Consider the following 13596-nt stretch of genomic DNA (forward strand, 5'->3'; position numbering starts at 1 on the left):
CCCCCGCGCGTCCTGGTTCGTTCACCCTTTGAGACAGGTGACTCATGACCGACCGGCAGCTCGCCGACTCCTCGCTCCCGCCCGTGATCGAGACCGTGATCCGGCAGTCCGCGACCGTCCTGAAGACCTACCAGGTCGATCCCGGGTTGATACAGGAGCACGCCAACGGCGAGCGTCGCATCACCCAAGGCGGTTACGGGGAGCGTCAGTTGTACGAACTCGTCCAGAACGCGGCGGACGAGATCGCGGCCGCACCCGGCGGCAAGCTGCACGTGGTCCTCACCGATAGCCACCTGTACTGCGCGAACGTGGGCAGCCCTGTCACGCCGGAGGGAGCCGAGACGATCCTGCGGATGGGCGTCTCCCGGAAGCGCGGCGGGCAGATCGGCCGGTTCGGTGTCGGCGTCAAGTCCGTTCTCTCGGTGAGCGACTCCCCCCAGTTCTTCAGCGGGAACGGCGCGTTCGGTTTCGGCTTCGACAAGGACTGGTCCGCCGCCGAGATCGCGCAGGCTCTCGGTCACCAGGGTGAGCTCCACATGGACACCCCGGTGCTCCGCATGGCCCGTCCTCTCGACGTCGAGCAGGAACGCGCCGACGACGACACCTTGGACAAGCTGCTGCGCTGGGCCACCACCGTTGTCCGCCTGCCCCTGACGAAGGGCGCCGCTGAACGCCTCGCCCGCGACATCGTCGGCCACAGGGGTCGCAACGGACGCGAGACCGACGCCTTCCCCGCCCACTTCCAGTTGTTCTCCCCTCATGTCGGCGAACTGTTCCTGCACGACCGCCGCTCGATGCCACCGGTCCGCCGGGAGATCTCGATCGAACACAAGGGCAACTACCGGACGCTCAAGGAGGTGGCGAGCGGCGCCAAGCAGACGACGGAACAGTGGAAGGTGTTCTCGGCCTCCTACTCCCCTACCGGCGAGGCCGAGGAGAGCGCGGGCGAACTTCACGGCCGGCCCGTGCTGGAGGTCTCCTGGGCGATGCCCGAGTACACCGTGCGTAACGGCCTGCACACCGTTCCTGTCGGCAAGGGCTCCTTCTGGGCGTTCTTCCCCACCAAGTACGAGGTGTCGTTGACCGGCATCCTCAACGCGCCGTGGAAGACGAACGAGGATCGCCAGCACCTTCTCGACGGAAGCCCCTTCAACCGTGAACTCCTGCAGGTTGCGGCACGGTTGGTGATCGACACCCTGCCCTCGCTCGTGCCCGCCGAAGATCCCGCCGCCTACCTCCCCCTGCTGCCGGGACGCACCAAGGAGAAGCTCAACTGGGCCGACGAGTACTTCCTGCGCCGCGTGTGGGAGTACGCCGCCGAAAGCCCCTCCCTGCCCGACCAGAACGGCGTGCTCCAACGGCCTCGCGAGCTCTTCATCACGCCGCCCGGCCTCGACAAGGAATGGGTCCAGATCTGGGCCGAGTACAGCGGTCGCCCGGCCGGCTGGCTCCATCCGTCCGTCGACGCGTCCGACACCACTGTCCGACGCGGCAAGATGAACCACATCTTGGATCAGGCGGGGAAGACGCCCGAGAGCGTCAAGGACTGGCTCGAAGCTCTCGTCTCCGACGGCTCCGCGGAAGCATCGACCCACGCCATCGAGATCTTCTCCCTGATGGTGCTCAAGGACCAGGCCGGACGGCTGCGCGAGGATTCGGCGATCACCGCCGCAGCTCGCCGGGCGAAGATCGTCCTGACCGAAGGCCATGGGATGGTCGCACCCGTCGCCGGAGAGATCTACCACCGGACCACCGCCGACACCCTTCGTGACGACATGGTCTACGTGCACCCGGCGATCTCGGATCGTCCCGAGATGGCCAGGCACCTGCACAACATCGGCATCAGGGTCGCCGACGCGCAGGGACGGTTCGAAGGCGTCCTCGACCAGGGTTTCGCCACCTACGACACCGATGCCTGGTCCAACTTCTGGGTTCTGCTCCGGAGCGCCGGGGGCAGCGCGCAGACCGAACGCATCCGCGCGAAGGTGCCGAAGCCCTCGCACACGCTGCGCGTCCGGACGCTGGACGGCCGCTTCCGACCGATGCGCGACTGTCTCCTGCCCGGACCGGTGGTACCCGTCGACGGGAGCCGGGACAAGGGCATCACCGTCGACATGGACTTCCACGACAGCGACAGGCCCGTGTTCCGCGATTTCGGGCTGTCCGACCGCCCGACCGGCGGACATCGGCCACAGGGTGAGACCTGGTTCGAGGAGTATCGACAGGCTGTGCACGAGAAGCACCTTCGCGGCCTGCCGAGCACGTCACCGCGCCCCAACATCTCCCGTCTCGTCGTGGAGGGTGCCGCGACCCTGGGCCCGCTGCACCTGCTGCCGGTTCTGTCCGACGAAGGCCGCGGCGCCTTCGTGTCCGCCCTGCCTGCGTCCGACATCTCGCAGCACTGGCAGATGGGGTACGGAACCAACGGCAACACGCGCAGGCCTGTGGTGTCTCCGCTGCGCTGGATGATCTCCAGGCACGGCCTCGTACGCACCTCCATGGGTCTGACCCGCGTGTCCGAGGCCGTCGGTCCCCAGCTCAAGACGTTTCATTCCGTGCTGCCGGTCGCCGAGATCTCGGAGGAGGCAGCGCGCCGGCTGGGCATGCCCACGACCACCGATGAGGTCCCCGCCGGTCGCTGGGGCAAGCTGCTGGACCTTCTCCTGCAGAGCGAGGACGACGTCTTCATCGGGCATGCCTATGCCCTGCTGCACCGCGTCGAGTTCGAGTTCCCGGACGATGTGCTCACCCGGTGCCGAGTGGGGAATTCCTGGGAAGGACGCCCGGACAACGAGATCGCCGTGGCGACGGGGACCCAGGAATTCAAGGAACTCGTTCGCGAGGGGCTCCCTGCGCTGCTGGTCGCCGACAAGGGCGACGCCGCCTCCGCCAAGGCGATGATCGAGGACTGGGGCATGCTCAAGGTCTCCGACGTCATCAGCCGGGAGATCGACGCGGTGAAGATCGGGCGGGCCTCCTCCCTCATCGAGGAGTTCCCCACGGTCAAGGCCCGCCTCGGCCAGGCAGGAAGCAACTACAAGATCCAGCGCTGCTCCGAGCTCACCCATATCATGCGTACGCCCATGGGGAGCAAACGGAAGCCCCTCACGTTCGCCAGGAAGGGGCAGACCCTCTTCGTCCTGGACTCCCTCGACCGCCTCCAGGTGCTCCAGGCCGCGGACGAGGAGTTCAAATGGGGTTTCGGGCCTGCGGGTTGCAGCCAGGCCCTCGCCCTCCAGGAGAGGCAGGAGCACGATCAGTCCCTCCAGAAGCGGCTGCGCGAGGTCCGGGAGGCCGAGAGCGTCATCGACAAGATCGCTCTCCTCCTCGGCGAGGAAGCCCTGCGTGGCGGGCTTCCGCCCGGGCTCATGGAGAGCGAGCTCCACGAGCACGGGAGCGAGCCGAGCCTTCGGCGCGTCGCCGAGATGGCGTTCAACGCCCATGGCGAGGCGATCCTGCGGATTCACTCCCACGATCTCACGCTGAACTTCCCCACCCGGGCGCCCGCGTCCTTCAGCGGGGGCCAGAAGGCCCTGCTCTTCGTCACCGATCTCGGGTTCCCCGACTCCTTCGCCGGCGCCCAGGTGCCCTCCTTGGAAGCACGCCTGGAGGTCGAGGGTCCGATCGAGTTCCCGGCCCTGCACCCGTATCAGGAAGACCTCGCCCAAGCGCTTCTGGGGCTGCTGGAGAGCCCGATGCCGCAGCGCGGCATGCTCAGTCTGCCGACCGGAGCCGGCAAGACGCGTGTCACGGCGGAAGGCGTGATCCGCTGGATCCGTGACCGCGAGAGTCTCCCGGGCCCGGTCCTGTGGATCGCTCAGACCGAGGAGCTGTGCGAGCAGGCCGTGCAGAGTTGGAGTTTCGTGTGGTCGAAGGTGGGCCCTGAGCACCCCCTGGTCATCAGCCGACTGTGGGCGTCGAACGAGGCCACCCCGGTGGACGCACGACCCCATCTGGTCGTCGCGACGGACGCCAAGCTGGACCGCTGCCTGACGGAGGAGAACTACACCTGGTTGCGGGAGACAGCCTCGCTCGTCATCGTTGACGAGGCACACACCGCGATGTCCAAGCGCTACACACGTCTCCTCGAACAGCTCGGCCTCACCCATCACCGGACCAGCCGGCACCTGGTCGGCCTGACCGCGACCCCATACAAGAACAACGCGGAACTGACCCGACTTCTGGTTCAGCGCTTCGGCAACAGGTTGGACACGGGGGTCTTCGACGGCGATCTGTCCGTCGCCATCAAGTCCTTGCAGCACATCGGAGTACTGGCCCAGGTGAGACACCGAGAGTTGAAGGGCGCCGCCATCGCCCTGACAGCTGACGAGCGTGCCCAGTCCGACACGTTCGCCACCTTGCCCAAGGGCGCGGAACAGCGGCTCGCCGAGGACCACGACCGCAGTCAACGCATCGTCGACGAGATCGCCGCCATGCCGTCCGACTGGCCGGTGCTGGTGTTCGCCACCTCCGTCGCCCATGCCAAGTTGCTCGCGGCCAAGCTGGGCGACAGGGACATCAAGGCCGCGGCGATCGACTCGAGCACGCCCACGAACGAACGCCGCCAGCGGATCAGCGACTTCCGCAAGGGCAGGACCCAGGTGCTCACGAACTACGGTGTGCTCACCCAGGGCTTCGACGCACCGGCCACCCGTGCGGTGGTCGTCGCGCGTCCGACCTACAGCCCAAACATCTACCAGCAGATGATCGGACGTGGTCTGCGCGGTCCGAAGAACGGTGGCAAGGAGAGCTGCCTGATACTGAACGTACGTGACAACATCACCAACTACGGTGAAGAGCTCGCGTTCACCGAGTTCGAGTACCTGTGGGACGAGGCCCAGTGACTCCTGTTCTCCCCGCAGAGCACCCGCTCACCCCCGCGCAGCGGGCCGTGGTGGAGCAGCCCTGGGATGCCCGGGTTCTCGTCACGGCCGGAGCCGGCGCCGGCAAGACGCACACCCTTGTGCGACGACTCGACGTGTTGGTGAAGCGCGAGGAGCTGGAGGCCGGGGAGATCCTGGTACTCAGCTTTTCCCGAGCCGCCGTACGCGAGCTCACGGAGCGGATCGAGCGGCACGCTGCCGCCGCACAGCGCATCCGTGTCCAGACCTTCGACGGCTGGGCCTCCGCCCTGCTCAACCGCGCCTATCCGGACGTGGACTGGGGGACGTACACCTTCGACGGCCGCATAGAGGCGGCCACCGAGGCGATCGACAAGGGTGCGGTCGAGGGCGGCGAGTACGTGCCCGCGCATGTGGTGATCGATGAGGTCCAGGACCTCGTCGGCGTACGTCGGGAGATGGTCGAGGCGTTGCTGGACCGCTTTCAGGAGAACAGCGGTTTCACCGTGGTGGGGGATTCGGCTCAGGCTGTGTACGGCTTTCAGGTGTCCGATCCGGAACGGCGCGCCGAGGAGACCGACCGCTTCCTGGAGTGGGTGCGAGCCACATTCGGCGTGGAGCTCGTGGAGCTCCACCTGGGCGACAACTTCAGGGCCCGTGGCGAGACGGCTCGGATGGCTCTGCCCTACGGCACCCCGTTGCAGCGGCTGCCCCGCGATCCGGCTGCGGCCGGTGGCGAGGCGGAGCGTATCCACGGTGATCTCCGTGCGCTGCTGTTGTCGACGCCGAACTTCGGGAGCCTGGAAGACGAGTTCGTACTGGCGGCTCTCCGGGACTATCCCGACACCACTGCCATCCTGTGCCGCGACAACGGTCAGGCATTGACGTTGTCCGGCATCCTGGCCGCAGCCGACGTGCCGCACACACTGCAGCGTTCGGCCCGCGAGCGCTCCACCTCTGTCTGGATCGCCGAGCTCCTCGCCGCGACCGGCACGACCGCCCTCACTCGGGAACGCTTCGAGGAACTGCTGGCAGACCTGCCCATCCCTGCCGGCAGCGTGCCGGAAGCGGTGTGGCGATCCGTACGGAAGGTGGCGCGCGGCCGTGGTCGGGGAACCCTAGATGTCGTCGCACTGCACCGTGCGGTCGCCGAAGGTCGGCTGCCGGATGAGCTCACCGCGGCGCCGCCTTCCTCGCTCGTGATATCGACGATGCACCGAGCCAAGGGGTTGGAGTTCGATCGGGTCCTGATCGTCGAACCACGAACACTGAAGGAGCCGGCTCCGGTCAGGAAGAAGAAGTACGACTACGATCCGGCTGCCGAGGCCCGGCTGCTGTATGTGGCCATGACGCGGGCCCGGGACGATCTCTACGTCCTGGACGCACCCAACTCGTGGCTCGTCCGGAAGGACAAGAGGATCGACCGCTGGTACCTGGGCGGTCGTAGTACCTGGGCCCGTAACGGGATCGAGCTGATCGGTTCGGACGTCTCCCACGAACAGCCCCCCGGAACGGAGGGATTCCAACAGGACGCAGAGGAGCTCCGGCGTCATCTGGTGACCGATGTCGCCGCCGGTGCCGAGGCAGAGCTGGTTCTGTTGCACGACATCCCTGTCGACTCGGACCAGTCACCTCCGTACGCGGTGGTGGCCGGCGGGCGACAGGTCGCCATGGTGTCCGAACGCTTCCGAACCGACCTGACCCGGTTGCTGCGCCGCACCTCCCGCTCCGAGGTCGATCGATGGCCACCGTTGATCACCGGCCTGAGGATCGACTGCGTGGAGGGCGTCGCGGGCAGCCCCGCCGCCACCGAAGCTGCGGGTCTGGGATCGCACGGCGCCTGGGTCGCACCCCGTTTGTGCGGCCTGGGACGCTTCCACTGGTACGCGAACGACTCCGAGGAGAACGAAGAATGAGCGGGTCGACCCACCAGGCGCACTACGAGATGCGCGACTCGCTCGTCGAAGCCCTCCGTCAGGACCTCCTCGGCCCCGTGAGTGGGGTGGACGAGGTGCTCACGGATGACGCACCGATCACCATGTACCCGGTCGGTGTGCTCTTCCCGCGCTCCCGTCCGGACGGGGCCGGCAGCTCCGCCCAGGCCGGAACGACCGAACAGGGCGAGCTGGAGTCCGAGCGGGACGGGCTGGACACCTTGCCGCTCGGCGTCCGTCGGGACATCGAGGAAGGACCGGGTGATCTGGGCGTCTCGCTGGCGAACGTGCGGATGCCGTCGTCCATCGGCCTCACTTTTGCCGTCGACCCGGCTGTCTCGGAACGGATCCGGTTGACCGTGAACACAGCCGTCTACCTTCCCGAGGATGCCGAGGGGAAGCCAGTGGCCGCGAAGCGGACCGAGGCGCGGAGCACGAAGGCCCAGCGGGAGCACTGGCGGCGTTCCACCCTGCGGATCGAGCCCGTCGATGTGGACGTCACTCGGCCGGGGCTGCTCGACGCCTTCGTTCTTCACCCGGGGTTGGAACTGCGTGTGCTGGTCCGCCCCCGATCCACGGACGGGACCGTGACCGTGACGGCCACGGTCGTCAACAGTCTCGAGGTCGGTCGGTACGACCTCCGTGACGCGCATTGCTTCTACCAGCCGGTGCTGAGCGTCACCGCGGAGGACGGCACCAGCCCGATGTTCGTGGTGCGGCCCGCCACTCTCGGAGCGGTCGACCCTGAGCAGGCGCTGAGCAGGCTCCTGCACCGCCATGTGCCGAGCTTCGCCATCGGCCATGGATGCGCGGCATATTGGGATTGGACGCCACCTCCCGTGGGCGCCGTATCGACGGAACGTCCTACGGTTACCGCCCTGCGGACCGAGTTCGTCCCTTCCCACGAGGTGCTGCTGACCGATTCCAATCCTGGGATCGACGACAAGCCACTGACCATGTATGGGTTGGGAACAGACCCGACGCATGAGGTCGTGTCGGCGCTGCGCGCCCTGCTGGCAGGGTACGAGCGTTGGATCCTGACCCAGGAGGAACAGGCCCGCCTGCTGAGCGGCACGGAGGACGGCACCGCTGCGGCGGATCAGATCCTGCTGTGCCGCCGAGCTCTGCGCCGGATGCGTGAGGGCGTGGATCTGCTGGAGGACGCCGAGCGACCGGACATCATGCGCGCGTTCCGGCTTGCGAACCTCGCCATGGCCGACCAGCGAGCACGTACCGTGTGGATCAAGGGGGGCAGGTCCGGCCGCCCGGACGAACAGGCCGGACGGTGGCGGCCCTTCCAACTCTCCTTCATGCTGCTCTGCCTGGCTGGGATCGTCGATCCCGAACACAAGGACCGGGAGGTCTCCGACCTGCTGTGGTTTCCCACAGGCGGCGGTAAGACGGAGGCGTATCTCGGGCTGATCGCTTTCACCACCTTCTTCCGAAGGCTGCGGGACGGGTCCGCAGGGGCAGGTGTCACCGTTCTCATGCGGTACACGCTCCGGCTGCTCACGCTCCAGCAGTTCGAGAGAGCCGCAGCGCTGATCTGCGCCATGGACCTGCTGCGGGCCGCCGACCCGGAGCGGCTGGGACACGAGGAGATCTCCATCGGCATGTGGGTGGGCCGCTCGGCCACTCCCAACACACTGACGGCCGCCGAGAGCAAGCTGGCCGACCTCGTACGCCACGAGAACCTCCAGTTGCAGACGGAGAACCCGGTCCAACTGCGCAACTGCCCGTGGTGCGGTGAGCCGATGCGCCCCCGTGACTACGCGGTCGACCGGAACGCCGTACGCATGACGGTGAACTGCCCCTCAGGGAGCTGTGCCTTCCGCCGAGGGCTGCCGGTGCATCTCGTCGACGAGGCCGTCTACGCCCATCGTCCGACCTTGGTCATCGCGACGGTGGACAAGTTCGCGTCGATGCCCTGGCGCCCCGCCTCAGCGGCTCTGTTCAACCGGGACATCGACGGGGTCAGGCCGCCCGAACTCATCGTGCAGGACGAGCTGCACCTCATCTCCGGCCCACTCGGCACGCTCACCGGCCTGTACGAAACAGCCGTCGATGCGTTGGCCGAGCGCCCCAAGGTCATCGCATCGACCGCGACCATCCGACGCGCCGGCGAGCAGGGCACCCGCCTGTTCGACCGTAGGGTGGAGCAGTTCCCGCCCGGCGGCCTCGACGCGAGGGACTCCTGGTTCGCCGTCGAGACGCCTCGCGAACGTAAGGCGGCCCGCTGCTACGTCGGCCTCCTGACCTCCAGCACCAGCCAGGCCACCTTGCTGATCCGGGTGTACGCGGCGCTGCTTCACCGGGCGCATGCCCATGATGCTCCTCCCGAGGTGAAGGACGCGTACTGGACCTTGGTCGGCTACTTCAACAGCTTGCGCCTGCTGTCGGCGGCGGAGCTCCAGGTTCTCGACGACGTGCAGGAACGGCTTGGTCACCTCGCGGCGCGGGACGGCATCGATGCGCGCCGCGCAGACGCCGTTACGGAATTGAGCAGCCGAGCGAACGCCAGTGACATCTCCCGCAGGCTCAAGGACATCGAGCGACGACACCCCAGCTCGGACGCGCTGGACGTACTGCTCGCCACCAACATGATCTCCGTCGGTGTCGACGTCGATCGACTCGGGCTGATGGCTGTGATGGGACAGCCGCAGACCACTGCCGAATACATCCAGGCGACGAGTCGGGTCGGCCGACAGCACCCCGGACTCGTCGCGATCATGCTCAATTCGACCAGGTCCAGGGACCGTTCCCACTACGAGGACTTCCAGAGCTTCCACTCCGCCCTGTACCGCGAGGTGGAGTCCACGAGCGTCACCCCCTTCTCGGCACGGGCCCGTGACCGAGGCCTGCACGCCGTGGTGGTGGCCCTGGCTCGGCTGATGCTGCCTGCCGCACGTGCCAACGAAGCGGCCGCACGCGTGGAGGACTTTCTTACCGATCTCCACGACGAAGTCGGAAGGGTTCTCCTCTCCCGGGTTGCAACGGTCGAGGAGGCCGAGCTCGAAGCCACCGCCGCGGCCTTCGAGCAGTTCATCGAATGGTGGAGGAGCGAGGCACACGACCACCCGAACCTCGTCTACGAGGCAACACGTGCCTCGCGTGGCCCCGCACTGCTGGCCAATTACGACGACGAGTCGGCCACCGTTTCGCCCTGGAAAACACTCTGGAGTCTGCGAGACGTAGACGCCTCGTCCACCTTCTTCGAGGAGCGCTAACCATGGGTCCCGTACCGCCTCGTACCCGTCGCCGCGGCCTCCCCTCGACAGCGGCACGAAGCGCTCGCAAGCTCGGGGAGATCCGTCGCGCCCAGCTCATTACGACGTACGGCGTCGGAGCCATGATCGCTGTGGAGAACGAATCCTTCCTCATCCGCGGTATCGACTCGTGGGACATCTCCCAGGCACCTTTCATCTCGGAGCCCCGTTTGGCTCAGCAGCTGGGAGTCTCCGGATTCCGGATGCCCCCCGCTCCCGATGCAGACTCGGCCCGGGACGGGGTACGGGCGGTGCGCTTCCCGGAGATGTACTCGTGCCCTCACTGTCATCAGTTGCAGTCCTTCCGAAAGTTCAACTCTCCGGCCGGACGGGCCGAGTGCTCAACGTGCCTGGAGAGCCTGGTCCCGTCCCGCTTCGTGATGGCGTGCACCCACGGCCATCTGGAGGATTTCCCCTACTGGAAGTGGCTCCACCGAGGTAACCGGACGGGTACCGGCAACTGCGGGGGGCAACTGACCTTCCAGGCCGACGGCTCGACCGCATCCCTGCGGGCCGTGCAGATCGGTTGCAGCTGCGGCGTGGAGATGGTCTCCATGGAGGGGTCGTTCCGGCGCCAGGCGCTGCGGGACCTCGGCATCCGGTGCAGTGGCCGTCGCCCCTGGCTCAAGGATGCTCCGGCCGAAAGCTGCCAGGAGCCACCCCGCACCCTCCAGCGTGGTTCCTCCTCGGTCTGGTTCCCAGTCATGTACTCGGCCCTGTCCATCCCCCCGCACAGTGAGGGAATCGCCAAGCTCGTGGCCCCCTTCTACGACGGTTTGAAGGAAGAGGACCCCACCTCTATCAAGACGTTCGTACGCGTCATGAAACTGCTGCTCCACCACCCGAAATACACTGACGACGACGTGGTGGCAGAGGTGCTGCGGAGGCGAGCGGCCAAGATCGCCGCCGACGAGCAGGTAGATGAAACGGAAGCCGCCAAGCGTGTCGGCGACTACCGGCGGAAGCTCTACGAGGGCGAGTACCGAAGCCTCTCCACGCCTCACCCCGAAGATGCCACGGAGGAACAGGAGTTCGTCTGCGAACCTCCTGTCGCCCCCCTCGACACCTTGCGCTCTTCACACGGGCTGGCCCAGGTGATGCTGGTCAAGCGACTGCGCGAGGTACGGGCGCTGCAGTCGTTCCGACGTGTGGAGGAGCCGAGTCCGGCCGACTCCCAGCTGCGCCAGGCAGCGATCTCGTTGGCGAAGCCGAGTTGGCTTCCGGCTTTCGAAGTAAGCGGTGAGGGTGTGTTCCTTCGCCTCGATCAGGAGCGGCTGCGGGCATGGGAGGAGCAACCGGCTCAGGTCGCTCGCGCCGCCCGCATCCGTGAAAATCACGAGAGACTGCTGTCGGCGCGGGCAGGCGACTCGGACAAGCCGATTCCTCCCTCACCCGCCACGCCTCGCTTCCTCCTTCTCCATGCCTTGGCCCACATGCTGATCAACGAATGGAGCCTGGACGGCGGCTATCCGGCCGCGTCCCTGCGAGAGCGGCTCTACAGCGACGAAGACATGGCAGGCGTGCTGATCTACACAGCCACCAGCGACTCCGCCGGCAGTCTCGGCGGCGTCGTCGCGCAGGGTGAACCGGGCCGTCTCGACTCCTCCCTCCGGGCCGCTCTGCACAGGGCGAGTTGGTGCTCGAACGACCCTCTGTGCATGGAGGCGGAGGCGAGCGGCGCGGACAGCCTGAACCTTGCCGCCTGCCACGCCTGTCTGCTCCTCCCGGAGACGAGCTGCGAGAACAACAACATATTGCTCGACCGCGCCGCCTTGGTGGGAACGCCGGATGGTCGGGTGCCGGGCTTCTTCACCCTTTGACCCCAGAACGCAGGCGGTCGGGAGCAGGCAGACACCCCGACCGCCGGATCAGGTCATCTCGCCGGTCCAGTACGCCAGAATGGTGCGATGTCCTCCACCGATGCTCCGCTGGCCGAACTGGGCGGCCGCATGGGCGCAATGGCCTCGGACTGGCGCGCGCATGTCCGGGTCGGCCGATTCGTCATAGGTCAGGACTCGAGGTGGTGGACAAACCACGACTCCGACTGCGGCGCAACCAACTCGGCCACGCCGGTCTTCGACAGCCTGATCGCCGGAACAAACGGAGACGTGTTCGCGATAATGATTCGGTAGGAGACGATTGACCGGCCCCGGGATGGCTCGGGCCGGTGGGAGCGGGCCTTGGTGCTCAGATCGGTGCCTGCGGCCAGGGCGGCTGGTCGTGTGAGGCAGGGGGATGCAAATCCGAGCGTTGTACCCGACTGCCCCTCTCCACCGAAATGTCAGAGGGGGGAATCGGCAGCCAGCAACGTGAACGCAGACCATGCGTGAGGCGACACAGCCACCGCTTGCCTCTGCGTGTCCTTCGAATCCCGAACCAGCACCGCATCCGGACGTACGGCGATCTCGACGCAGTTGCCGCCACCACCACCGCTGTAGCTGCTCTTGAACCAGGCAAGTTCATTGATGCTCATAGCGCTCCTCGCATCTGCTCCAGCAGACCCGTGGTGGCTTGGTGGCTCAGGGCCTGCGAGCGCATCTTGCCATAGCGCTGAAGCATCGCGCTCACGGCTTTCGTGTCAGTGATCAGCATGCTGCTGTCGTGGGCCTCGATGTATCCCACCCACCGGTTCCCTGCCGTCTCGGCCAAGGCGAGTGGGCCTTCGAAGCCTGAGTGGTCCTCTTGGATCAGAGGCATGGCCTGGATCTCCACGTTCCGTAGACGACTCACCCTGAGCAGGTGGTCGAAGAGGACCCGTGTGACCTCGCTGCCTCCCATGCGGCGTTCCAGCAGAGCCTGTTCGATGATGAAGCTGAACGTGGTGTTCGGCCGCGCCGCCAGGAGAAGCTGCCGCTCCAGTCGCGCGGCGACCTGATGCTCGAACTGTTCCTCAGCGAGGGGCGGCAGGCGGCGCTCGAAAAGCGCTCTGATGTACGGCTCGGGTTGCAGCAGACCTGGAATCACGCTGGGCTCGTAGGAGTAGAGCGAAATCGCGTCCTCCTCCATGGCCGCCCACTGCAGGAACCACGACGCCAGCCCCACCTTCCGCGTCAGGCTCTTGGCCGCCGCCGCCAGCACCCGCGCCGCCGCCGCTCCCAGCACCTCCTCCGAGCGCTCCAGCAAGTCCCTAGGCGGGAACCGCTTCCCCTGCTCGATCTTGGCGATGTACGCCGCCGAGTACCGCACCCGAGGCGCGAACTGCTCCTGTGTCAGCCGCGCTTCGTCACGCAGCGCCTTGAGCACGGCCCCGAACGTCTTGAGGCTGTCCGACAGCTCCGGCTCGCCACACTGTCCCCCGCCGCCGTTGTCCGAAGCCATGCCCGGCCACCTCTCCTCTGCACTGCGCCCGCCCGCGGGGCCACCCGCACCGCATGCCATCAAGGGTTACGTACAGTGACTCCCCCGGTCCAGCGCGTGAACCAGTACAAGCCGATCTGTATCGGCGCCGTCCCTGCCCCACGGCCCCACCTCCACACCGGATCGGGGCGCCTACGCGAGCCCCTCACACGAGGCACCTCTCTCATGGCCCGTACCGTGCCGGCCCTCGCCCGCTGC

General features: G+C 67.0%; 7 protein-coding genes. 5 read left to right on the top strand and 2 right to left on the bottom strand.

The window, feature by feature from the left end:
- Positions 1–44: 44 nt before the first annotated feature.
- The 5 genes from ACIREO_RS28550 to ACIREO_RS28570 all read left to right on the top strand — a co-directional run bounded on the left by ACIREO_RS28550 (position 45) and on the right by ACIREO_RS28570 (position 12173).
- Complete coding sequence (locus ACIREO_RS28550; protein ID WP_404115297.1) at positions 45–4844, top strand: DEAD/DEAH box helicase; 4800 nt, start codon at positions 45–47, stop codon at positions 4842–4844.
- Positions 4841–6757 (top strand): UvrD-helicase domain-containing protein, encoded by a 1917-nt coding sequence (locus ACIREO_RS28555; protein WP_404115299.1) that lies wholly within the window; start codon positions 4841–4843, stop codon positions 6755–6757. Before ACIREO_RS28550 ends, ACIREO_RS28555 begins: the two co-directional genes overlap by 4 nt.
- Positions 6754–10002 (top strand): helicase-related protein, encoded by a 3249-nt coding sequence (locus ACIREO_RS28560; protein ID WP_404115301.1) that lies wholly within the window; start codon positions 6754–6756, stop codon positions 10000–10002. The genes ACIREO_RS28555 and ACIREO_RS28560 overlap by 4 nt, the downstream gene beginning before the upstream one ends.
- 2 nt (positions 10003–10004) lie before the next feature.
- Positions 10005–11861: a DrmB family protein gene (gene drmB, locus ACIREO_RS28565; protein ID WP_404115303.1), complete on the top strand. Its 1857-nt coding sequence runs from the start codon at positions 10005–10007 to the stop codon at positions 11859–11861.
- A gap of 87 nt (positions 11862–11948) precedes the next feature.
- A complete protein-coding gene (locus ACIREO_RS28570) occupies positions 11949–12173 on the top strand; it encodes a hypothetical protein (RefSeq protein WP_404115305.1) in 225 nt (74 codons plus the stop codon).
- 149 nt (positions 12174–12322) lie between these two features.
- Here the strand turns inward: ACIREO_RS28570 and ACIREO_RS28575 are convergent, their stop codons facing one another.
- Together ACIREO_RS28575 and ACIREO_RS28580 are read right to left on the bottom strand one after the other, a co-directional pair.
- The gene (locus tag ACIREO_RS28575) at positions 12323–12514 is read right to left on the bottom strand and encodes a DUF397 domain-containing protein (RefSeq protein WP_404115307.1); all 192 of its coding nucleotides are present in this window, start codon (positions 12512–12514) and stop codon (positions 12323–12325) included.
- Positions 12511–13359 (bottom strand): helix-turn-helix domain-containing protein, encoded by an 849-nt coding sequence (locus ACIREO_RS28580; RefSeq protein WP_404115309.1) that lies wholly within the window; start codon positions 13357–13359, stop codon positions 12511–12513. Before ACIREO_RS28580 ends, ACIREO_RS28575 begins: the two co-directional genes overlap by 4 nt.
- Between the last annotated feature and the right edge of the window lie 237 nt (positions 13360–13596).

The organism is Streptomyces sp. NPDC102441 (genome assembly GCF_044765585.1).
Lineage (GTDB): Bacteria > Actinomycetota > Actinomycetes > Streptomycetales > Streptomycetaceae > Streptomyces.